The organism is Mycobacterium sp. HM-7, assembly GCF_053852335.1.
In genome coordinates, this window is record NZ_CM132657.1 from 2,540,552 (window position 1) to 2,560,733 (window position 20,182).

General features: G+C 65.7%; 23 protein-coding genes. 8 read left to right on the forward strand and 15 right to left on the reverse strand.

Annotated elements, in window-relative coordinates; genetic code table 11:
- Positions 1-11: 11 nt before the first annotated feature.
- The 3 genes from ACWW1C_RS12285 to ACWW1C_RS12295 are packed head-to-tail and all read right to left on the reverse strand — an operon-like array spanning position 12 to position 4,113.
- The gene (locus tag ACWW1C_RS12285; RefSeq protein ID WP_455983680.1) at positions 12-839 is read right to left on the reverse strand and encodes a thioesterase family protein; all 828 of its coding nucleotides are present in this window, start codon (positions 837-839) and stop codon (positions 12-14) included.
- Entirely contained in the window at positions 836-3,685 is a 2,850-nt protein-coding gene (locus ACWW1C_RS12290) for an MMPL/RND family transporter (RefSeq protein ID WP_455983681.1), read from the reverse strand. The genes ACWW1C_RS12285 and ACWW1C_RS12290 overlap by 4 nt, the downstream gene beginning before the upstream one ends.
- Positions 3,682-4,113 carry an MmpS family transport accessory protein gene (locus ACWW1C_RS12295; protein WP_455983682.1) on the reverse strand — a complete coding sequence of 144 codons (432 nt, stop codon included), beginning with the start codon at positions 4,111-4,113 and terminating at the stop codon, positions 3,682-3,684. The genes ACWW1C_RS12290 and ACWW1C_RS12295 overlap by 4 nt, the downstream gene beginning before the upstream one ends.
- 94 nt (positions 4,114-4,207) lie before the next feature.
- Here ACWW1C_RS12295 and ACWW1C_RS12300 point away from each other — a divergent pair, with 94 nt between their 5' ends.
- Entirely contained in the window at positions 4,208-4,834 is a 627-nt protein-coding gene (locus tag ACWW1C_RS12300; RefSeq protein WP_455983683.1) for a TetR/AcrR family transcriptional regulator, read from the forward strand.
- 3 nt (positions 4,835-4,837) lie between these two features.
- Here ACWW1C_RS12300 and zwf read toward each other — a convergent pair whose 3' ends face one another.
- The 3 genes from zwf to ACWW1C_RS12315 form a co-directional block, all read right to left on the reverse strand.
- The gene (zwf, locus tag ACWW1C_RS12305) at positions 4,838-6,340 is read right to left on the reverse strand and encodes a glucose-6-phosphate dehydrogenase (RefSeq protein WP_455984250.1); all 1,503 of its coding nucleotides are present in this window, start codon (positions 6,338-6,340) and stop codon (positions 4,838-4,840) included.
- A gap of 96 nt (positions 6,341-6,436) precedes the next feature.
- Positions 6,437-7,318 carry a peptidylprolyl isomerase gene (locus ACWW1C_RS12310; protein WP_455983684.1) on the reverse strand — a complete coding sequence of 294 codons (882 nt, stop codon included), beginning with the start codon at positions 7,316-7,318 and terminating at the stop codon, positions 6,437-6,439.
- Positions 7,319-7,432: 114 nt separating this feature from the next.
- Complete coding sequence (locus ACWW1C_RS12315) at positions 7,433-8,236, reverse strand: DsbA family protein (RefSeq protein WP_455983685.1); 804 nt, start codon at positions 8,234-8,236, stop codon at positions 7,433-7,435.
- 32 nt (positions 8,237-8,268) lie between these two features.
- Here ACWW1C_RS12315 and ACWW1C_RS12320 point away from each other — a divergent pair, with 32 nt between their 5' ends.
- On the forward strand, positions 8,269-8,934 hold the full coding sequence (locus ACWW1C_RS12320; protein ID WP_455983686.1) for an MBL fold metallo-hydrolase: 666 nt from the start codon (positions 8,269-8,271) through the stop codon (positions 8,932-8,934).
- The gene (gene hisS, locus ACWW1C_RS12325) at positions 8,931-10,190 is read left to right on the forward strand and encodes a histidine--tRNA ligase (RefSeq protein ID WP_455983687.1); all 1,260 of its coding nucleotides are present in this window, start codon (positions 8,931-8,933) and stop codon (positions 10,188-10,190) included. The genes ACWW1C_RS12320 and hisS overlap by 4 nt, the downstream gene beginning before the upstream one ends.
- A 163-nt stretch (positions 10,191-10,353) precedes the next feature.
- Here the strand turns inward: hisS and ACWW1C_RS12330 are convergent, their stop codons facing one another.
- Together ACWW1C_RS12330 and ACWW1C_RS12335 are read right to left on the reverse strand one after the other, a co-directional pair.
- Entirely contained in the window at positions 10,354-10,872 is a 519-nt protein-coding gene (locus ACWW1C_RS12330; RefSeq protein WP_455983688.1) for a cytochrome b, read from the reverse strand.
- Positions 10,869-11,921, reverse strand: a complete 1,053-nt coding sequence (locus tag ACWW1C_RS12335) for a catalase family peroxidase (RefSeq protein ID WP_455983689.1) — start codon at positions 11,919-11,921, stop codon at positions 10,869-10,871. The genes ACWW1C_RS12330 and ACWW1C_RS12335 overlap by 4 nt, the downstream gene beginning before the upstream one ends.
- Before the next feature lie 44 nt (positions 11,922-11,965).
- Here ACWW1C_RS12335 and dtd point away from each other — a divergent pair, with 44 nt between their 5' ends.
- Both dtd and ACWW1C_RS12345 read left to right on the forward strand, forming a co-directional pair.
- A complete protein-coding gene (gene dtd / locus ACWW1C_RS12340; protein WP_455984251.1) occupies positions 11,966-12,406 on the forward strand; it encodes a D-aminoacyl-tRNA deacylase in 441 nt (146 codons plus the stop codon).
- Between the two features lie 43 nt (positions 12,407-12,449).
- Entirely contained in the window at positions 12,450-12,881 is a 432-nt protein-coding gene (locus ACWW1C_RS12345; protein WP_455983690.1) for a hypothetical protein, read from the forward strand.
- Between the two features lie 4 nt (positions 12,882-12,885).
- Here ACWW1C_RS12345 and ACWW1C_RS12350 read toward each other — a convergent pair whose 3' ends face one another.
- Positions 12,886-13,299, reverse strand: a complete 414-nt coding sequence (locus ACWW1C_RS12350) for a ChaB family protein (RefSeq protein WP_455983691.1) — start codon at positions 13,297-13,299, stop codon at positions 12,886-12,888.
- A gap of 145 nt (positions 13,300-13,444) precedes the next feature.
- Complete coding sequence (locus tag ACWW1C_RS12355) at positions 13,445-14,344, reverse strand: alpha/beta hydrolase (protein ID WP_455983692.1); 900 nt, start codon at positions 14,342-14,344, stop codon at positions 13,445-13,447.
- A 295-nt stretch (positions 14,345-14,639) separates the two neighbouring features.
- On the opposite strand from ACWW1C_RS12355, the gene mbp1 reads away from it, so the two are divergent.
- A complete protein-coding gene (gene mbp1 / locus ACWW1C_RS12360; RefSeq protein WP_455983693.1) occupies positions 14,640-14,876 on the forward strand; it encodes a microaggregate-binding protein 1 in 237 nt (78 codons plus the stop codon).
- Positions 14,877-14,934: 58 nt separating this feature from the next.
- Here mbp1 and ACWW1C_RS12365 read toward each other — a convergent pair whose 3' ends face one another.
- Genes ACWW1C_RS12365 through ACWW1C_RS12375 form a run of 3 tightly spaced genes read right to left on the reverse strand, consistent with a single transcriptional unit; the run spans position 14,935 to position 16,071 of the window.
- Positions 14,935-15,465: a DUF6328 family protein gene (locus ACWW1C_RS12365; RefSeq protein ID WP_455983694.1), complete on the reverse strand. Its 531-nt coding sequence runs from the start codon at positions 15,463-15,465 to the stop codon at positions 14,935-14,937.
- A gap of 8 nt (positions 15,466-15,473) precedes the next feature.
- Positions 15,474-15,683, reverse strand: coding sequence for a hypothetical protein (locus tag ACWW1C_RS12370; RefSeq protein WP_455983695.1), 210 nt, complete (start codon positions 15,681-15,683; stop codon positions 15,474-15,476).
- A 16-nt stretch (positions 15,684-15,699) separates the two neighbouring features.
- Positions 15,700-16,071 carry a hypothetical protein gene (locus ACWW1C_RS12375; protein ID WP_455983696.1) on the reverse strand — a complete coding sequence of 124 codons (372 nt, stop codon included), beginning with the start codon at positions 16,069-16,071 and terminating at the stop codon, positions 15,700-15,702.
- A gap of 113 nt (positions 16,072-16,184) precedes the next feature.
- Here ACWW1C_RS12375 and ACWW1C_RS12380 point away from each other — a divergent pair, with 113 nt between their 5' ends.
- Together ACWW1C_RS12380 and ACWW1C_RS12385 are read left to right on the forward strand one after the other, a co-directional pair.
- The gene (locus ACWW1C_RS12380) at positions 16,185-17,969 is read left to right on the forward strand and encodes a thiamine pyrophosphate-requiring protein (RefSeq protein ID WP_455983697.1); all 1,785 of its coding nucleotides are present in this window, start codon (positions 16,185-16,187) and stop codon (positions 17,967-17,969) included.
- A 510-nt stretch (positions 17,970-18,479) separates the two neighbouring features.
- Positions 18,480-19,211, forward strand: coding sequence for a SigB/SigF/SigG family RNA polymerase sigma factor (locus tag ACWW1C_RS12385; protein ID WP_455984252.1), 732 nt, complete (start codon positions 18,480-18,482; stop codon positions 19,209-19,211).
- Here the strand turns inward: ACWW1C_RS12385 and ACWW1C_RS12390 are convergent.
- Positions 19,193-19,429, reverse strand: coding sequence for a CDGSH iron-sulfur domain-containing protein (locus tag ACWW1C_RS12390; protein WP_455983698.1), 237 nt, complete (start codon positions 19,427-19,429; stop codon positions 19,193-19,195). The two genes, ACWW1C_RS12385 and ACWW1C_RS12390, sit on opposite strands and share 19 nt — an antisense overlap.
- Positions 19,426-20,103, reverse strand: a complete 678-nt coding sequence (locus ACWW1C_RS12395; RefSeq protein ID WP_455983699.1) for a methyltransferase — start codon at positions 20,101-20,103, stop codon at positions 19,426-19,428. The genes ACWW1C_RS12390 and ACWW1C_RS12395 overlap by 4 nt, the downstream gene beginning before the upstream one ends.
- Positions 20,104-20,182: the final 79 nt, after the last annotated feature.

Here is a 20,182-nt window from a genome sequence, read left to right on the forward strand (position 1 = left end):
TGCTGCTGGGGTTAGCACCCCAGCGGCAGCATTGCCATTTGTCGACTCTGTACGACCACCTGGCCGTTGGCGTCGACGATGAGGTGGTCCTCCTCGAACCAGGTGTCGCCGATGACGGTGGAACTTGCCATCACTCGCAACCACCCGGGCGCCGGCCGGCGGCGCAGATAGGTGGTCAGCTGGACCGTCGGCGTCCACCCGAAAAGCCCACGGTTCATCGTGACCGGCGGTGTGATGTCGCCGGCCATCAGTGCGAAGAGTAGGGCGGTATCCGGATCAGCTTCATCGGAAGCGAAGGGGCGCAACCATATCCGGGTGACCGGGTCCCCTTCTGTGCCGGTGAGGAACGGTGTCGCGGCGTCCAGACGCATGTCGCAGCCCTGCGCTACATGGACCACCTGCCCGACGGCGTGGTCCGGCGTGACGCGAACCGCGTCGGTGGGTGGCTCGACTGCCATCGTGCTCGCCGCCAGCGGAACCTGGTGGCGCGGTGGCTTCGCGTCGAGCTGCCCCAGCGCGACCGAGCACGTGACGGCGACCCGCCCGCGTTGGGAGAGCTCGACTTCGACCAGGTTCACCTGCCTGCCGCGCTTGCGGATGGTGGTGCTGAGCTGGACCTCGCCGGGATCGGGTGCGTTGAGATAGTTGGCGCTCAAGGCGATCGGGGCCAGGTCGGCCGCGTCGGGAACGCTCTGTCGGGCCGCGGCGGCACACAGCGCCATCATGCAGCCTCCGTGCACCTTGGGACCGATCGTCCACCGGTCGTCGATGGTGGCGGTGAACATGCCGGCATCGACTGCGGCGACGGTGGTCAGGTCGGTGAAGGGATGCGGCGTCATGCCATCTCCAATTCCGTTGTTGTGCTTACGGTTTGCGTGGTGCGGGCGGGGCGCGTGCGGACCTTCAACGGCCACCAGAACCAGCGTCCGAGCAGCGCCGCGATCGATGGGGTGATCAGGGAGCGCACCACAAAGGTGTCGAACAGCAGACCGAGCCCGATCGTGGTGCCGATCTGTCCGACCGACCGCAAGTCGCTGGCGATCATCGAGATCATGGTGAAGGCGAACACCAGGCCCGCGGCGGTGACGACACCGCCGGTGGCGCCGGTGGCGCGAATCAGTCCGGTGCGCAGGCCCGCGCCGATCTCTTCCTTGAAGCGGGACACCACCAGCAGGTTGTAGTCGGAGCCGACGGCCAGTAGCACGATCACCGACATGGCGATCACCAGCCACTGCAACTCGACGCCCAGGAAGTACTGCCAGATCAGGACCGACAGGCCGAAGGACGCGGCGAGGGACAGCACCACGGTGCCCACGATGACGATCGACGCGACCAGCGCCCGGGTGATCAGCAGCATCACCACGAAGATCAGGATGATGGCGGCCAGGGCCGCGATCAGCAGGTCGTAGTGCGCCCCCTGTTGGATGTCCTTGTAGGTGGCGGCGGTGCCACCCAGGTGGAACTTCGCACTCGCCAGCGGCGTGCCCTTGACGGCCTCCTTGGCGGCCTGCAGCTCGGCGTCGACGTGCGAAATACCCTCCAGGGTGGCGGGATCCACGTCATGGGTGACGATGAAGCGGGCGGCTTTGCCGTCGGGGGAGAGCATGAGCTCCATGCCGCGCTGAAAGTCGGGGCTGCTGAACGCTTCTGGCGGTAGGTAGAACATGTCGTCGTTCTTCGCGTCGTCGAACGTCTGGCCCATGGCCGCCGCGGTGTCGGTCATGCGCTCCATCTGGGTGACCATGCCGTCGAAGGTGCTGCGCATGGTCTGCATCAGATCGCGGACGTCGGTGGACAGGCTGATCAGCGGTGGTAGCTGCGCGGCGATCTGCGGCGTCACCACATCGAGCTTGCCCATCGCGTCGGACAGCGCCTTGGTGTTGTCGGCCAGTCGGTCGAAGCCGTCCGTGGCGTCGAACACCGAACGCAGGGCATGGCAGACCGGAATGTCGAAGCAGTGCGGCTCCCAGTAGAAGTAGTTCCGCAGCGGCCGGAAGAAGTCGTCGAAGTCGGCGATCTGATCGCGCAACTCGGCGGTGGTGGCCGACATATCCTGTGCCGCAACATCGCCGGCGTGCGTGGCGTCTGCCAGCTGCACGCTGAGGTCGTGCATGTGCCGCATGATGCCGATCATCGAGGTGAGGTGGTCGGTCATGGTCTGCACGTCGCCGAGACGGGCCTTGAGGAACTGCAGGTTCTCGTTCATCGAGACGGCCTGAGCGCTGATCTGGAACGGCACCGAGCCGTGTTCCATGGGCGGGCCGAGCGGCCGGGTGATGCTCTGCACCCTGGCGATACCCGGTACCCGGAAGATGTTCTTCGCGATCCGGTCCAGGACCAGCATGTCCCGGGAGTTCCGTAGGTCGTGATCGGCTTCGACCATCAGCATGTCCGGGTTCATCCGTGCTGAGGTGAAGTGCTTTTCGGCGGCCGCGTAACCGATGTTGGATGGCACGTCGGCGGGCACGTAGAAGCGGTTGTCGTAATTGGTGCGGTACCCGGGCAGGGCCAGGACCCCGACCAGCGCGGCGGCGGTGGCCGCGACCAGGATGGGTCCGGGCCAGCGGACGACGGCGGTACCGACGCGACGCCAGCCGCGGGTCTTGTTGGCCCGCTTGGGGTCCAGCAACCCGAAGTGGGTGCTGACGACCATCACGGCGGGTGCGAACGTCAGCGCCATCACCAGGATGACGACCATGGCGGTCGCGCACGGCAGGGCCAGGGTGTTGAAGTAGTTCAACCGGGTGAACAGCAGGCACATCATGGCGCCGGCAATGGTCAGGCCCGAGCCGAGGATCACGTGATAGACACTGGAAAACGTTGAATAGTAGGCGGTTTCCCGGTCTTCACCGGCATTGCGGGCTTCGTGGTAGCGGCCGACCAGAAAGATCCAGTAGTCGGTGCCTGCGGCGATCGCCAGCGCGGTCAGCACGCTGACCGCGAACGTGGACAGGCTGATCAACTGGGCGTTGCCCAGTACGGCGACCAGCCCGCGGGCCATGCTCATCTCGGTCAGCACGACGAGCAGAGCGATGAATGTTGTTGCGAGGGATCGGTATACGACCAACAGCATCACGGCGATGACGACGAGCGTCACCACGGTCATCTTGACCATGCTCTTGTCGCCGGCCTCGTTGGTGTCGGCAACCAGGGCGGCCTGACCGGTGACGAAGGCCTTCACCCCGGCCGGTGGATGGCTGCGGTCGACGATGTGCCGGACCGCGTCGACGGATTCGACGCCCTCGGTGGACCCCTGGTCGCCGCGGAGGTTGACCTGGACATAGGCCGCCTTGTGGTCCTCGCTCTCGGAGCCTGCGGAAGTGATGCGGTCGCCCCAGAAGTCCTGCACGTGCTCGATGTGCGTGGTGTCCTGCTCGAGCTGGTGGACCAGATCGCCGTAGTACTGGCGTGCGGTGTCGCCGAGCGTCTGGTCGGACTCGATGATGATCATCAGGACGCTGTCGGAGTCGAATTCACCGAACTTGGTGCCGATGTGCTTCATCGAGATGACCGACGGGGCGTCCTGCGGCGAGAGGGAGACGGCGTTGTTCGCGCCGACGACTTCCAGTTTGGGCACCAGCAGGTTGGTGGCGGCGGTGGCTGCCAGCCAGATGAGGATGATCGGCACCGACAGGATGCGGACGAGGCGGGGATAGCCGCCGCGGGTGCTGTGCTGGCCGCTCATGCTGCCTTCACCAGGCAGAAGGTCGTCGCCGATGCGCCCTCGGCAGCCTGGTGGTCGCGTAGTTCACCGTTGACGGTGATCCGGCAGCTCAGGCGGCTGCTGTCGCCTTGGGCGACCAGGTTGGCGAACACGCTCGGCACCGTCGTGGTCAGGGTCTTCGACCACGGCAGTGCGGTGAAGCGCTCCTGCTGCGGCTGGGCCCTCTCGTCGACGTAGCTGATCATGCCGGTGGTGCCGGGTGGTCCGTCCACTTCGTACGTCACGTACTTCGGGATCGTGGAAACGATGTTGTCCGTGTGGGATTCGGCGGAATGCTGGCTGCCGAACACGCCGTGGAAGCGGTCGATGATGAAGCCCCCGACCGTCACGACACCGGCAACGGTCAACAACACCCAGCCGCGTTGCGCGGTCTTGAGCAACCAGTTCATGAGGAGCACCATACGACCGTATGTATACGCATGTATAGTTAGAGTGCGGTGGCGACGATCACACCTGGTCACCGACGGCGATTAGGGTGAAGGCATGGCGGGGTCGACACGGCAGCGGAATGTGCGAGGACAGGGCGCACTGCTGCGCGACGAAATCCTGGCAGCCGCGATTCGGGTCGTCGACTCGTCGGAGTCCACCAACGAGGTGTCGTTGCGGAGCATCGCGCGCGAGGCCGGCATCTCCAACATGTCGGTGTACGCCCATTTCGACAGCCGTGAGGACGTGCTGGCGGCCGTCGCGGAGCTGAGCTGGGACCAGGTCCGCCAGGACATCGCCGAGCAGGTACCGGGCGGCAAGACGCAGCGTGAGCGGCTACTGCTCGGCTGCCGCGCGTATGTCGCTTTCGCCCAACGTTTTCCATTGCGATACGTGTTGATGGTGAAGGTCGACGAGATCACCCCGTCGGCGCGCCAGGCTCTTCAGGTCGTGACGCGCGGCCTGCTGGCCGCCGGCGGCATGGACCCCGACTCTGAGCCGGGTCCCGATGCGCAGCGGGTGGCCGCGGCGCTGTCGGTGGCACTGCACGGCGTGGCGATGCTGCACCGCACGGACACCCCGCATCTGTGGATGAGCGATTTCAGTACCTGCGAAATCATCCAGACCATGGTGGACGCGGCCATCCTGCAACTCGAACAGGCGGCCGCGACGCCGCGGCCGTAAACCCTACTTCTTCTTCGACTCTCGCCAGCCGCGTTCGAACGGCAACCGCCAGGCGTTGGGTGCGATCAGTTGATGAATGGCGTTGGGACCCCAGGTGCCCGGCGGGTAGTTCTTCACCGGCGGCGGGTCCTCCAGCAGCGCAGCCGAGTTCGCCCACAGCGACTCGATACCCTCTGCGGTGGTGAACAGAGTGTGATCACCGCGCATGGCGTCCAGGATCAGTCGCTCATAGGCCTCCAGCACCTGGTCGGCTCCGTCGGCCTCGGTCGCCGAGAACTGCATGGACAGCTTCTCCAACCGCATCCCCGGCCCCGGCCGCTTGCCGTAGAACGACAGCGACACCTTCGAGTTGTCGGCCAGGTCGAAGGTCAGGTGGTCGGGTCCCTGGGAGCCGACGCCCGAGCCCGACGGGAACATGGTGCGCGGGGCCTCTTTGAAGGCGATCGAGATGATGCGCATGCCCTCGGCCATCTTCTTGCCGGTGCGCAGGTAGATCGGCACGCCGGCCCAGCGCCAGTTGTCCACCCGAACCTTCAGTGCGATGAACGTCTCGGTGTCGGAATCCCTTGATACGCCCTCTAGTTCGCGATAGCCGGTGAACTGGCCCCGGACCACGTCTGAACACTTGATCGGCAGCATCGATCGGAAGACCTTGTTCTTCTCCTCGCTGATGGCCCGCGGTTCCAGCGCGGTCGGCGGCTCCATCACGACGAAGGCCATCACCTGCAGCAGATGGGTCACCACCATGTCCTTGTAGGCGCCGGTGCTCTCGTAGAAATTCGCCCGCTGGTCCAGTCCGAGCATCTCCGGGATGTCGATCTGAATGTGATCGATAAAGTTGCGGTTCCAGATCGGTTCGAAGAGGCCGTTGGCGAACCGGAACGCCAGGATGTTCTGCGCCGCTTCCTTGCCCAGGAAATGGTCGATCCGGAAAATCTGTTCCTCGTCGAAGGTTTCGTGCACGAAGTCGTTCAGTTCGACGGCGCTGGCCAGGTCGGTGCCGAACGGCTTCTCCATGACGACGCGGGAGCGCTCGACCAGGCCGGCCTCGTCCAGCGTCGCGATCACGGCTCGTGCGGCTTTCGGCGGCACCGAAAGGTAGTGCAGGCGGCGCACATTCGGGCCCAGCTTCTTCTCCGCCGCGGCGACCGCAGCCGCCAGCCCCGACGGCCCGGCGCTCTGCGGCACGTAGGTGAGCGTCGCGGCGAAGCGTTCCCACTGCTCGGGCGTCAGGTGATGGCTGCCGAATTCGTCGATCGCCGCCTGGGCCAGCGCCCGGAACTCGTCGATCGTCAGGTCCTCCAACGAGGTCCCGACGATCTGGATGTCGGGGGCCAGCTCGGACTGGTCCAGATAGGCCAGGCCGGGAAGCAGTTTGCGTTTGGCGAGATCGCCGGTCGCGCCGAACAACACGATGACGTGCGGGTCGACGGCGACATCGTCGTGGCGGTTCGGCCGCGAGCCGGGCGCCGGGTACGAGATGGTCTGCGGTTTGGTGTTCGCCACGTTGCGCATGATTCCACCGCAGCCCGGTCTGTGCAGGGCCTACCGACAAGAAGGCCCGGTCACCGTGATCGGTGACCGGGCCTCATCGTGAAAATGTCAGTCCAGCTGGATGTACTTCACCGCGACCGGCTGCGCGGGCTTGCCGTCGCCGGCGCCGCCCTCGATACCGTTCTGGGCGATCTTGTCCAGGGTGGCCAGCCCGGTGGCGTCGACGGTGCCGAACGCGGTGTAGCCCGGAGGCAGCTGCGAGTCCTGGTACACCAGGAAGAACTGGCTGCCGTTCGTGTTGGGGCCGGCGTTGGCCATCGCCAGGGTGCCGCGCGGGTAGACGACCGGCTGGCTCAGCGCCGGGCTGTCGGGCTGGTACTGGTTGGTCGGGTACTCGTTGGCGAACTGGTAGCCGGGGCCGCCCATACCGGAGCCGGTCGGGTCACCACACTGCAGGACGGCCAGGCCGCCCTTGGTGAGCCGGTGGCAGGGGGTGTCGTTGAAGTACCCCTGCTGCGCCAGGCTGGCGAAGCTGTTGACCGTGCAGGGGGCCTTGGCGTTGTCCAGTGTCAGCCCGAGGTTGCCCTGGTTGGTGCTCATGCTGGCCGTCACCGTCGGCGGGGTGGTGGGGATCTTGCCGGTGTGCGGCGGGTTCACCTTCTTGCTGGCCTGCTCCGACGACGCCGGGTACTGGCAGTTCTCACCGAGGCCCGCGGGTGCCACGAACGGCGGCAGCTTGCCGTCGGCGGGCGGGTTCTGCGCCGGGGCGGTGGAGCTCTCGGTCGACGCCGAGGCCGTCGCGGACGAGGACTTGGAGTCCTTGTTGAGGTAGATGACGCCGCCGACGACGCCACCGATCACCGCGAGCACCACGACCACCGATGCGGCGATCGTCATGATGCGCTGCTTACGGGCCTTTTCGGCCCGGCGCTCCAACTGCCGGTCCAGCTTGCGCTTGGCAGTTTCCCGCCGTTGTTCATTCGTCGGCACCGCCGAAGTCCTCCTCGTGACGGTCGGAGCCAAAATGCCCCGACGTACAGCTGGTCGGCACCGAGTGTGCCAGGTCACGCTGAATGCGGGGGCCGCGACCCGCGTGACCAGCTGTCAATTGACGGACTTGAGCTGGTCCAGGAGCGCCTGCGGATCGGGATTCTGCAGCACGGCGTCGCCGATATCGGTGCCGTTCAGCAGCACCGTCGGCGTCGAGTTGATGCCCGCGCTCTTGACGGCGTTGTTGACCATGTCGCGGTTCTTGCCGCTGGTGATGCAGTCGGCGACCGAATCGGGAGCGCCGGCCTTCGCGGCCTGGGAGATCAGTTCGTCGTCAGACGGGAACGTGTACGCCGACTCGTCGGGCTGCTGCGTGAACAGCGCGGCATGGAACCGTTGGAACGCGGCCGTGTCGGCGTCGGCCACGCAGTACGCCGCTGCGGCAGCCCGCACCGAGTACGACTTCAGGTCACCGCGGCCCAGGATCGACACCATGGTGTAGTCCACAGCGATCCGGCCGTCGGTGATCAGCTTGCCGATGGTGGGGCCGTAGACCTGCTCGAACCGGCGGCAGAAGGGGCACAGGAAGTCTTCGTACACCGTCAGCGTCGCCTTCGGCTCGGAGCTGCCCGGTTTGGTGGCCACGTTCGGCGCGGCGAGGCGGATGGACCGCAGCGGCATCGGACCGGCGTCGGCGGACGACGTCTCGGCGGCCCCACCGACGGGCTTGTTCTCGTGGCGAATCACGATGAAGGCGGCGACACCCGCCGCGACCAGTGCGATGACCGCGATGACGGAGAACATCGCCCAGCCCGTGCGGGGCTTCTTCGGCGGCGGAAAGCCCGGAACATATTGCGGCGCACCGTAGTACTGGGGCTGATCGGGCGGCGGCGGCCCCCACGGTCCTGGCTGCGTCATGAGGGCAGTTTCCCACGTGGGAAAATGGTCGCGTGTTGTTGACGGGGTTTCCGGCCGGGATGTTGCAGTGCAACTGCTACATCCTCGCGGCGCGCGCCGGGTCGGACGCCATCATCGTCGACCCGGGTCAGCGGGCCATGGGTCGCATCCGCGAGATTCTGGATGAAAACCGGCTCACCCCGTCGGCGGTGCTGCTCACCCACGGCCACGTCGACCACATCTGGTCGGCGCAGAAGGTGGCGGACACCTACGGCTGCCCGGTGTACATCCACCCCGAGGATCGGTTCATGCTGACCGATCCGATCAAAGGGTTCGGTCCGCGACTGGCCCAGCTGGCGTTCGGGGTGCTGTTCTCCGAGCCCAAGCAGGTCGTCGAACTCGACCGGGACGGCGACAAGCTGGATCTGGGCGGGATCACCGTCACGGTGGACCACACCCCGGGCCACACCCGGGGCTCGGTGGTGTTCCGCGTAGGTGACGGCCCCGCCGAGCTGGCATTCACCGGCGACACCTTGTTCAAGCAGTCGGTGGGCCGCACCGATCTCCCGGGCGGCAGCGGCCGGGACCTGCTGGACTCGATCGTGACAAAACTGTTGGTGCTCGACGACGACACCGTGGTACTACCTGGGCACGGCCCACAGACCACGATCGGCGCCGAACGTCGTACCAACCCGTTCCTCGAAGGCTTATCAAGTTGAGCGATTTTCAGGCGCCCAAGGGCGTCCCGGACTACCTGCCCCCGGACTCGGCGGAATTCGTCGCGGTGCGCGACGGCCTGCTGAACGTCGCGAGACTGGCCGGGTACGGCCACATCGAGTTGCCGGTGTTCGAGGACACCGCGCTGTTCGCCCGCGGTGTGGGGGAGTCCACCGATGTGGTGTCGAAGGAGATGTACACCTTCGCCGACCGCGGTGACCGCTCCGTCACGCTGCGCCCCGAAGGCACCGCCGGCGTCATGCGCGCCGTCATCGAACACGGCCTGGACCGTGGCGCGCTACCGGCCAAGCTTCGGTACTCGGGCCCGTTCTTCCGCTACGAACGTCCGCAGGCCGGCCGCTACCGCCAGCTGCAGCAGGTGGGGGTGGAGGCCATCGGCATCGACGACCCGGCGTTGGACGCCGAGGTGATCGCGGTGGCCGACGCCGGCTTCCGTTCGCTCGGACTCGACGGTTTCCGCCTGGAGATCACCTCGCTGGGTGACGACACGTGCCGCCCGCAGTACCGGAAGCTGTTGCAGGACTTCCTGTTCAAACTCGACCTCGACGAGGACACCCGCCGCCGTGCGGAGATCAACCCACTGCGGGTGCTCGATGACAAACGGCCGCACGTCAAAGAGATGACCGCTGACGCCCCGGTGATGCTCGACCACCTGTCGGAGGCCGCCAAGGAGCACTTCGACACCGTCCTGGCGCACTTGGACGCCCTCGGCGTGCCGTACGTGATCAACCCGCGCATGGTCCGCGGACTGGATTACTACACCAAGACCACCTTCGAGTTCGTGCACGACGGCCTGGGCGCGCAGTCCGGTATCGGTGGCGGCGGCCGGTACGGCGGCCTGATGAAGCAGTTGGGCGGGCAGGACCTGTCGGGCATCGGGTTCGGGCTGGGTGTCGACCGCACGGTGCTGGCGCTCAAGGCCGAGGGCAAGACGGTCGCGTCTCCTGCTGCCGTCGACGTGTACGCCGTGCCGCTGGGGGCGCCGGCCAAGCTGGAACTGGCGAAGATCGTTGCGGCCCTGCGTGGTTCGGGTGTACGCACCGACATGTGCTACGGCGACCGTGGGCTCAAGGGCGCGATGAAGGCGGCCGACCGCTCCGGCGCGAAGGTGGCGCTGGTGGCCGGTGACCGCGACATCGAGGCCGGCACCGTCGGCGTCAAGGATCTGTCGAACGGCGAGCAGGTCGATGTGCCCATCGCCGACGTTGCTGCTCACGTGCGCTCGCGCCTGCAATAAACCACCTCCCGCGGGAACAACACCTCCCGCGAGCGGCCGTGTTTGTATACGACACGCCGCCCACCCCTGGCATTTTGGGGCCGCTCGTCAGTCGTGAGCGACCCCGAAATGCACACACAACACGGCGTGTCGCTGTGCAGACACGGCCGCTCGCGGGTTGTGGTCAGTGGGTCATGCGGCGCAGCATGCCGTCGCGCAGCGTCAGGGTGTGCAGCAGGATGGCACTGACGTGCGCGGCGATGGCGGCCACCAGCAGGTAGGCCACCACTGAATGTGCCTGGCGCAGAATGCCGTACAGGTCGGCGTCGAACGGGACGAGGTCCGGGAGCCGTAGGTTGCCGAAGATCCGGACCGGTGTGCCCGACGCCGACACCATGGCCCAGCCGACAAGCGGCTGCGCCAGCAGCATGGCGTACATCCCCAGTTCGGACCCGGCGATCAGCTTGCCTTCCAACGGCCCTACCGTGGCGGGCCATTTCGGCGCTTTGTGGGTGAATCTGTTTGCCGCCCGGACGATCACGATGACCAGGATGCTGATGCCCAGTGTCATGTGGACGGCGACCAAGGCTGCGTGGGAGCCGATGGCGTTGGTCATGGCGAAGCCGATCAGCAACGCGGCGAAGACCGCGACAGCGGTCAGCCAGTGCAATACGCGGGTGCGGACCGGGAAGCGGGATATCACGAGATAACCCGAACGGCCGGAGCGGTTTTCGGTTCGGTGGTGCGCGCCCGGTATGACCCGGCGTATACCGCAGACCGGGCACTGAGCAGCGGATCGTCGGACGGTTCGATGCCGTCGGGCAGGACCAGTGGGTCGAAGTTGATGTCGCGGGCGTTGCCGGCGGCATCGGTCTGGGCTTCGGTGAGGGTCAGGACGCCGGCGTCGATGACCTGACGGTCGGCCGGCCAGGGCAGCGTCGGATCGGTCGGGTCGCTGTCGTGTCCGACCGTCAGTCGCAGGTTCCATTGCAGGGGAGCCTTTTTCAACTGCAGGATCAGCGCGTCGAACAACGAGTTGGGGTCGTCGGACTTCGGTGGCAGTGCGGTCTGCTGCGGGACGAACGACCAGCGGACCGGGGTGCGGGTGCCGCCCCGGTCCACCAGATGGAACTTGTGCAGACCCGAGAACGTGCTGTCCGCGAAACCCGGTGTGGGCGGGCTCTTTTTGGCCAGTGCCATCGCCGCCGCGGTCTCGGGGTGCCGGCTGAGGAAGTCGGCCATGACCTTCGGATCGGGCTTGCCGCCGGCGACCGGTTTGGACGCCAGCAGCCGGTCGTAGAAGCCCTGCGGCGAATTGTCGAGGAACACCGGGAGGTTCAGCATCGCGGTCCGCCACTGGGCGGCGCCGGGAAAGCCGATGGCCAGGCCGAGCCCACGCGCCGCGCCGGGGGTGTCGGCGACGGTCGGGTTACCGCCGGCCAGGGAAAACCGGCCCGCGACGGGCGTCTCACCCGGCCCGAAGACCGCGGCTCGGGACAGGGCAGCCGCGTTGCCGTTGCTCATGAAATGGCCGACCACCGAGACCCCTTTGGCGTGGTTCTTCCGGAATCCCGGATGATCGCCGAAGACTCTCTGGAAGCCGTCCAGGAATGTCTGCCGGGTCAGCGTGCCGGCGCGGCTGGTGTACGCCACAATGCCGAGGTCTACGGCGAGGAACGCCCCGACGGCGCCGAGCCCGACGAGTATCGAACGCCGGGTCAGGGGAGTACCGCGCCAGGATGGGCCGTCCATGACCACCACAGGTACCACAAACTCCTGTGGCAACATCTGCGAACGTGCGGGTACTGGTGCAGCGGGTGACATCGGCGCGGGTGACGGTCGACGGGCAGATCGTCGGCGAGATCACCCCGACCCCTCAGGGCCTGGTCGCACTCGTCGGCCTCACCCACACCGACGATGCCGCGGTGGTGCGCAAGATGGCCGACAAGCTGTGGCGGCTGCGCATCCTCGACGGCGAGCTCAGCGCCGCCGACGCTGCCGCGCCGATCCTGGTGGTCAGTCAGTTCACCCTCTACGCCGACACCGCCAAGGGGCGCCGGCCGTCGTGGAATGCCGCGGCTCCCGGACCGGTGGCCGAGCCGCTGGTCGACGAGTTCGCGGCGGCGCTGCGGGCGCTGGGCGCAAACGTCGCGACCGGGCGGTTCGGCGCCCACATGCACGTCGAGCTGGTCAACGACGGGCCGGTGACGGTGCTGCTGGAGCTGCAGGCGGGGTGATACGTCTGATGCAGGGTGTAACGGTCCGGTACGGTCAGTCGATATGACCGGCATGCGTAAAGCGACAGTCAAGTTGTCAGTGGTGTGTGGCGCGGCAGCAGTGGCGGCCGCCGGGCTGATGGCGCCGGTGGCGTCTGCCGCCCCGGCCGGCCACGAGGTCCGATACACGCTGTCGGTGGGTGGCCCGGCCACGTTCGACCTGCTCTACCTGGTCAACCAGCCGGCGAACAAGGCGGCCTACAACGCCGACGCCTACGCCTATCTCAAGCGGGAGACGGTCACCGTCGCTCCGGATGCTCCGTGGGTGTTCACCACGACGCTGGCTGACCCGCAGTGGGCCATCTTCACCGTCAGCAGCACCACGCACGGTGGCCAGGCCGCCCCGGATTCGACATGCGACATCGCGGTCGACGGGCAGTCGGCGGCGCACCAGACCGCGCCGTACAACGTGCAGTGCCAGCTGAGCCAGTGGTAGTTCGCTAGCTGCGGCTGGCCCGGCGATTGGCTTTCTTGATCGCTTCCACCAACTCGCCCTTGTTCATGGTCGAGCGGCCTCGGATGTCGAGGCGGCGCGCGATCTCGAGTAGGTGTTCCTTGGTGGCCTCGGCGTCGACGCCTTCGGCGGTGGCACCTCGGGCGTTGGGTCCGCCGCTGTGCGACCGCTCGTCGGAGGGGCCTTTGTGGTCCTTCTTCTCCCAGTGGTCGCCGACCTTCTCATAGCTGTGCTTGAGAGCTGAGTACGCGACCCGGTGGGCACGTTCGCCTTCGCCGTATTCGTCGGCGGCCGAATCGTGCACCTTCGCGAAAGTGCGTTGCGCCTTGGCGCTCGACTTCTGCAGGGTGGCGGGCAGCTCGCTCTTCTTGGCCTGCCCCTGTTTCGTGGTCTTCGGCATGACGTTCCTCCTCGCGGTGTGAAAGCACTTGGCGCGGTGCAGACATCAGGCCGGCACCCGGACGCCCGCCTTGTTCGATGTTTCGTTCACCGTCGTGGGGTACCCGACGCGATTGGCAACAAACGCGGGGCCTGGCGCACCTGATTCACTGCGAGGCGGCCGGCGGATACTCCGGCGCGCACTGGTCTTCGTTCGACGCGGGGGCGACGCGCTTGACGAAGCCCGCGATGTAGTGGATTGCTCGGCGCCCTTCGGGCAAGACTGCGGCAGCGAGCGGGAAGTCGTGAATCTGCCCGTCCCACACGTGAAGGTCGCACTGTGCCCCGGCGTCGGTGAGCCGTTCGTACATCAGTTCCGCGTCGGGCCGGAGAAACTCGTCGCTGCTGACGTGGATCGTCACCGGTGGCATGTGGTGCAGATCCGCGTCAACGGGAGAGGCAATGGGTTGTCCCGACGGGTTCTTCTCGCCGTGCGCGGCCACATAGCGCATGAACGATGTCATGGCGCGCGCGGTGAACATTGCACAACGGTCTTTGCGGCCGGGGGACTTGTCGCGGGGGGTCAGCGTCGTCAGCGGAGAGATGGCCGCCACGCCGGCGGTGGGTGGGTGACCTTGCCGAAGTAGTTCGGCTGCGGTCTGCAGCGCCAGATATCCGCCCGCGGAATCGCCGGCCACCACGATGTCGGACCAGTGGTAGCCGCGACGCAGTAGCCAACGGAGTCCGTCCACCGCATCGGACAGCGCCGCCGACAATCCGTGGTCGGGCAACATCCGGTAGCCGACGTTGAGCACTTCGGCATCAGCACTGCGGGCCAGCCGTGCGGCGAGTGACCGATGCGTGTTGAGTCCGCACGTGAGAAACGCGCCGCCGTGCAGATAGAGGATGGCGCGGCGGGCCGATGTGCCCTCAGTGCCGATCAATTCGGCCGGACAGGACGGCAGGCGGACCCGGCGCACGGTCGCTGAGCTCGGTAGGGGGGCCAGCGCGGCGACCTGATCGATGGTGCTGAAGGGCCAATGAAGATTTGGTTGCAGGGCCCACATCCGGACCATGTTCTTGACGAATACCCGGCAGATGGCCCCTATTGCCTGGGACTGTGGGCTGCGTCGGCGATGATGATGCCGTACTCCCTGGTCATGCCCGGTATTTCGCATTTTGATCAACTCCTGTGCCCTCGGGTACCCGGCACGAAATTTGACGAAACGTTGCGCCAGAGGAGGTTTCCGATCGGCGTCGAACAGGTATGTCGGTAGTGCCGAACGGCGCAAGGCAAGGAACTGCTTGCGAAGCGCGTGGAATCGATCACGCCTCACAACCGCAAAACAAAGGAGAAACACCGTGGGAGAGCACAAGAGCGGTCCTGAAGAGGGCATCAAGGGCACCGTAGAGGGTGTCAAGGGCAAGCTGAAGGAAGCCGCTGGCAGCGTTGTCGGTCGGGACGACCTGGTCCGTGAGGGACAGGCCCAGCAGGACAAGGCCGACGCCGAACGCGATGCCGCCAAGCACGAGGCGCAGGCTGAGTCAGCCCGCTCCGGCGCGAAGGCGGCCGAGAAACGACAAGAGCAGAACCAGTAGCTCGAACTGGCCCGACCTTCCCGTTTCGTGGGGAGGTCGGGTCATTTCTTGTCGAAATCTATTGTGCGCGAGCGGTATCGTTGTGGCCGGTGTTCTGCATCACCAAGGGCACCAGCACCCAGAAGGTGCTGAAGCCGGCCAGGCCGATACCGCCGGCGACCCAGCCCGCCAATTGGCCCGCGACGGTACCGAAGATCAGCTCCGTCACTCCCGTCAGCGCTATGCCGAGCAGGAGCAAGCCGTAAAAGGCGCACCGGTGGGCCGCTGCGACGATGATCGACATGCGTCGCTGCCGAAACAGGATGCGGTGCATACCAACTGGCGCTATCAGCAGAATGGTCGAGGCCACGGAAAGGGCGACAGTCGCCAGGTAGACCATGCGATTTTGGGTATCCAGCGCGCTGAATCGCTGCTGGAACGGCAACGTCAGCAGGAAGCCGGTGAGCAGTTGCACTCCGGTCTGTGCCACGCGGAGCTCCTGAAGCAGACTCGACCAGTTCCGGTCCAGTCGTTCGATCTCGGTTTCGTGGCGGGCCATCCGGTCCCATTGCTGGTCGGATTCTTGGGGAGCACCCAGATCGCTGGCCATGGCTCACATCACTTTCTACGCCTGACCTTTTGAGCTCCGCCGACGGTGATGCGGTCATCGGGCCCCGCGCCGTAGAAGCTGAAGACGCCGTCACCCTTCGTCGAGATCACCTGGATTTCCTGGATGGTCAGCCAGCGACCGCCCGCAGGATCTTCGATAGTGTCGCCCTCCGCTAAGCGTGCGGGCTCGACAAGTTCGATGCGGTCGGTCGTGGTCATTGGATCCTGCTGTGTGTCAAGGGGTTTCGAAGGTCAGCGTGAGTACGACGAATCCGGCGATCAGGAGCGCCCAGGCGATCAGCGGTACCGCGATGCCGTAGCGCTTACGTGCGGTCACGAATGACAGCGCCACGGCCAGCACGGCGACCACCGGCGCACCATATTCGATCAGCCCGAACACGAACGGGCTGGGTCCCAGCCTGGCGCAGGTGCGTTCAGAACAGCCGGCGGTCGCAAGGACCTGGCCGTACTGGTAGAGGATGATGAGGAATGCTCCTGGCACGGTCAGGGCGGCCAGTATCCAGTTGGTGACTGTGCGTCGCCGGTCGTCGGCTCGCTGCGGCTCTGGATCATGTTGCGCGATCGCCCCGGCCTGGACCTCAGACATCGACACCTCCCGGTGGTAGCGGGCTTAATTCGGACTGTCTGCGGTGGAGGTACCCGGCCGGTTGCACCGTCAAACGCGTGTTTCGCCAGGTACCCAGGGGGTACGTGGCCTGCATGACGACGACTGTTGGGGACTACCTGCTCGAGCGGCTGCGGCAATGGCACGTCCGCCACGTGTTCGCGTATCCGGGTGACGGCATCAACGGAATCATTGCGGCATTCGGCCGGAGTGATGATGGGCCGCAATTCATTCAGACGCGCCACGAGGAGATGGCTGCGTTCGCCGCCACGGGATATGCCAAATTCGGGAATGCGGTCGGGGTGTGTATGGCGACATCCGGTCCGGGCGCCATCCATTTGCTGAACGGGCTGTACGACGCGAAGCTCGACCGGGTTCCCGTGGTGGCGATCGTGGGCCAGACAGCGCGTAGCGCGATGGGCGGTAGTTACCAGCAGGAAGTCGATCTCCATAGTCTGTACAAGGATGTCGCGAGCGACTACCTGGTCGAGGTCAATGTCGCCAACCAATTGCCCAACGCGCTCGATCGCGCGATTCGTACGGCTCTGGCCAGGCGTGCGCCCACCGCCCTGGTGATCCCGTCCGACCTGCAAGAGCAGCCGTACGAGGCGCCCGGACACGAATTCAAGCAGGTGCCGTCGAGTGATCCGCGGTATGTGCCGCCGGCGGTGTATCCGCAAGACGAACAGATCCGCAAGGCGGCAGATGTGCTCAATGCCGGTGAGCGCGTGGCGATTCTGGTCGGCCAAGGCGCCCGCCGGGCAGCCGAGCAGGTACGCGAACTCGCCGACAAGACCGGCGCCGGGGTCGCCAAGGCACTGTTGGGCAAAGACGTGCTGTCCGACGACTTGCCGTATGTCACCGGATCCATCGGGCTCCTCGGTTCACGACCCAGCTACGTGATGATGCGCGACTGCGACACCTTGCTGATCATCGGATCGAACTTCCCATACAGTCAGTTCCTGCCGAAGTTCGGCCAGGCACGTGCGATCCAGATCGACATCGACGGCACCGCGATCGGCATGCGTTATCCCACCGAGGTGAACATCGTCGCCGACGCGAGCGCGGCGGTCGGTGCGCTCCTGCCGCTGGTGGCGTCGAAACCCGATCGGAAATGGCGAGATACCATCGAGCACAACGTCTCTCGCTGGTGGGAGACGGTTGAACGACAGAGCATGTTATCCGCCCGGCCGGTGAACCCGATGCGCATCGCGTGGGAGCTTTCGCCACGGATCCCGGCGAACGCCATCGTGACCGCTGACTCGGGCTCGTCAACCACTTGGTATGCGCGGTGCCTCAAATTCCGTGACGGTATGCGCGGTTCATTGTCGGGCACGCTCGCCACGATGGGGTCCGGTGTGCCGTATGGAATCGGCGCGAAGTTCGCGCATCCGGACCGTCCGGTGGTGGCGCTCGTCGGTGATGGCGCTATGCAGATGAACGGGATGGCCGAGCTGCTGACCATCAAGCGCTACGAGTCGCAATGGTCTGATCCGCGACTGGTGGTGTGTGTGTTCCACAACGGTGATCTCAACCAGGTCACCTGGGAGCTGCGGGCGATGGGCGGCGCACCGAAATTCGTGCCTTCTCAATCGTTGCCGGATGTCTCCTATGCAGAAATCGCCTGTGCCATGGGGCTGGAGGGTATCGCGGTCGACAATCCCGATCGGTTGGGCGAGGCTTGGGACCGGGCGCTGGCGGCCGATCATCCGGTGGTGCTGGATGTCCGGTGTGACCCCGAAGTGCCGCCGATACCGCCGCATGCCACCTACGAACAGATCAAAGACATGACCGCCGCGGTTCTCAAAGGCGATCCCAATGGTTGGCACCTTGTATATCAGGGGTTGAAAACCAAAGCGCAAGAGTTCATTCCGGGTTGAGAAGCGCCACCCTCATTGCGTAATCCGCAACGCGGTGACGCGTAAACTCCGGCGGAATTCCGCCGGAGCATCGCCATTCCGGTGGTGGCGAAGAGTGGCCGCGTGTACTGTGAGAAGCACGGCGCTGTGACAAGCGTGGCCGCTTAGCCAAAAGCGGCGTTGGTCGAGGGACTGCTGCTCGGCGGGTGAATTTGGTCCAGAATGGGGCCTCGATTCCCGGTTCCGCCGATTGCGGTCCAAGCTCGACTCCGGCAGATTGCCGTTCCGTCGCAAGGCGGAAACCAGCACATCCCGACTCACCGTGTACTCGTTGTCATCTGTGCCGTAAACCGGTGGCGTCGTGCGTGCTGTAACACCCTGAAGGGGTGCTGCATGTCAGTTTCATTGTTGGAAAACAATTTTCGTGAAGTCAGTAAGTCGGCAGAGGTCGGTGCGGCCGGAGCAGGGCCGAATGTCGGCGCAGTGCCCGAAACGGATCAGACCCAGGACGAATACGCAGACGTCGTCACGATGCTCGCGGTGCTGCGTCAATTACCGCCCGACTCGAACGCGTACGCACGACAACTCGAACGCATCGTGTTGCGGTGTTGCCCACTGGCGGAGCGGGTGGCACGCCACTTCGATCGCCGAGGTGAAAATCTCGAGGACCTGATCCAGGTCGCCCGGGTGGGACTGCTGCAAGCGGTCAATCGATTCGATCCGGAGCGGGGATCCCGATTCGTCGCGTATGCCCTGCCCACGATGATGGGGGAGCTGCGCCGGTATTTCCGTGATTACGGCTGGAAGGTGCATGTCCCCAGGCGGATTCGCGACCGGCAACATGAAATTTCCTGTGCTACTTCATATTTGACGAGTGATCTGAGAAGGGCGCCGACCGTCGAGGAGCTCGCCGCCGAGTTGGAGATCGACCGCGGCCAGGTCGTGGAGAGCATCGTGGCAGCCAAGGCGTACCAACCCCAGTCGCTGGACGTGACCGTCGGCGACGACGACTCGCGGGCCCAGGTGCTCGGTGACTCGCTCGGTGAGGTGGATGCCGGCTTCGATCGGGTGACCGATCGCGAATCGGTGCGGTCCTTGCTGGCGGCGCTGCCTCAACGCGAACAGAAAGTGCTCTATCTGCGGTACTTCGGCGCCATGACACAGCGGCAGATCGCTGACTCGATCGGCGTTTCGCAGATGCATGTCTCACGGATATTGGACCGCACCTTGCGCGACCTCCGAACTCAAGTGGGTTGTGCCTGACCGGCACCCGTTCTCCGGCCGTCGGCGGCAGGCCGCGCCTGTCGCCGATGGCTGGTGTCGCACCACGGATAGGTTTTGCTGCGCTGGCAGCAGCAGATGGCAACCATGAATCTGTCCGAGCAGACGTGGGTGCCGTCTTCGAGTTCGACTTCGACGGGCCCCTGGATCAACATCGGGCCGCGGGGCACAATGCGTACGGTCCTTCGGGTGGCACTCATGGCTTGACCGCCTTGACGACGACCAGTTCTTCTGTTCGGCGACCAGGCGTCAATCGGCCGGTGTCCTCCAACCAGCTTGCCCGAGCGGCCATCACGGGCCCGAACGCGATGGTCCTGCGCGCCACCACGCCGGCGTGGAGCCCACCCTGACGCAGTGCTGTGACGCTGCGCGTGACGTCCGCGAACTCTGATTGGACGATGAGTGCGACGCCGCCACGCTTGAGCAGTGCAGGCGTTGCGGCGCAGAGGGGGTCGAGGACGAGTCGGCCGTCGGGACCCGCGTTGAACGACGTCGGCGGGCCACCGGCACCGATGATCTCCGCTTCGCGGTCCGCGGGTTGCGGTACATACGGCGGGTTGCACAACACCAGATCGAACGGCTCGAGTTCCAGTGCCGCCGACCAGGAGCCGAGACGGGCGTCGATCGTACGGCGGGCCAGTCGGGCGTTGGCGCAAGTCGCCGTGATCGCGGCCGACGACGTGTCGAACGCGACCACACTGTCTGCACCGGCGTCGGCCGCGGCGATCGCCGCGACGCCGCTGCCCGTGCACAGGTCGGCGACGCGCCTGCCCGTCGGGGGACAGCAGCGTTGCATGGTCTCGATCAACAATCGGGAATCACACTGCGGCAGATAGACGTTCGCGCACACAGGCGAGATATCGGAGCTCAGCATTCGGGCTTCCTCTCTGATCCGGCCTCTCCGATATAACCGCGATTCGGCACGGGCAAACGTATCGAACGGTAACGGCGCA

Excerpts from the sequence above, each read along its gene's own strand:
- ACWW1C_RS12365 (WP_455983694.1), bottom strand. The coding sequence starts at position 15,465 with ATGGCCAGCGATCTGGGTGCTCCCCAAGAATCCGACCAGCAATGGGAC.
- ACWW1C_RS12395 (WP_455983699.1), bottom strand. The coding sequence starts at position 20,103 with ATGCTGAGCTCCGATATCTCGCCTGTGTGCGCGAACGTCTATCTGCCG.
- ACWW1C_RS12380 (WP_455983697.1), top strand. The coding sequence starts at position 16,185 with ATGACGACGACTGTTGGGGACTACCTGCTCGAGCGGCTGCGGCAATGG.
- ACWW1C_RS12350 (WP_455983691.1), bottom strand. The coding sequence starts at position 13,299 with ATGCCGAAGACCACGAAACAGGGGCAGGCCAAGAAGAGCGAGCTGCCC.
- ACWW1C_RS12390 (WP_455983698.1), bottom strand. The coding sequence starts at position 19,429 with ATGAGTGCCACCCGAAGGACCGTACGCATTGTGCCCCGCGGCCCGATG.
- ACWW1C_RS12345 (WP_455983690.1), top strand. The coding sequence starts at position 12,450 with ATGACCGGCATGCGTAAAGCGACAGTCAAGTTGTCAGTGGTGTGTGGC.
- ACWW1C_RS12315 (WP_455983685.1), bottom strand. The coding sequence starts at position 8,236 with ATGACGCAGCCAGGACCGTGGGGGCCGCCGCCGCCCGATCAGCCCCAG.
- ACWW1C_RS12295 (WP_455983682.1), bottom strand. The coding sequence starts at position 4,113 with ATGAACTGGTTGCTCAAGACCGCGCAACGCGGCTGGGTGTTGTTGACC.
- ACWW1C_RS12370 (WP_455983695.1), bottom strand. The coding sequence starts at position 15,683 with ATGACCACGACCGACCGCATCGAACTTGTCGAGCCCGCACGCTTAGCG.
- ACWW1C_RS12300 (WP_455983683.1), top strand. The coding sequence starts at position 4,208 with ATGGCGGGGTCGACACGGCAGCGGAATGTGCGAGGACAGGGCGCACTG.
- ACWW1C_RS12290 (WP_455983681.1), bottom strand. The coding sequence starts at position 3,685 with ATGAGCGGCCAGCACAGCACCCGCGGCGGCTATCCCCGCCTCGTCCGC.
- ACWW1C_RS12285 (WP_455983680.1), bottom strand. The coding sequence starts at position 839 with ATGACGCCGCATCCCTTCACCGACCTGACCACCGTCGCCGCAGTCGAT.
- ACWW1C_RS12385 (WP_455984252.1), top strand. The coding sequence starts at position 18,480 with ATGCTCGCGGTGCTGCGTCAATTACCGCCCGACTCGAACGCGTACGCA.
- ACWW1C_RS12335 (WP_455983689.1), bottom strand. The coding sequence starts at position 11,921 with ATGGACGGCCCATCCTGGCGCGGTACTCCCCTGACCCGGCGTTCGATA.
- ACWW1C_RS12375 (WP_455983696.1), bottom strand. The coding sequence starts at position 16,071 with ATGTCTGAGGTCCAGGCCGGGGCGATCGCGCAACATGATCCAGAGCCG.
- ACWW1C_RS12355 (WP_455983692.1), bottom strand. The coding sequence starts at position 14,344 with ATGTGGGCCCTGCAACCAAATCTTCATTGGCCCTTCAGCACCATCGAT.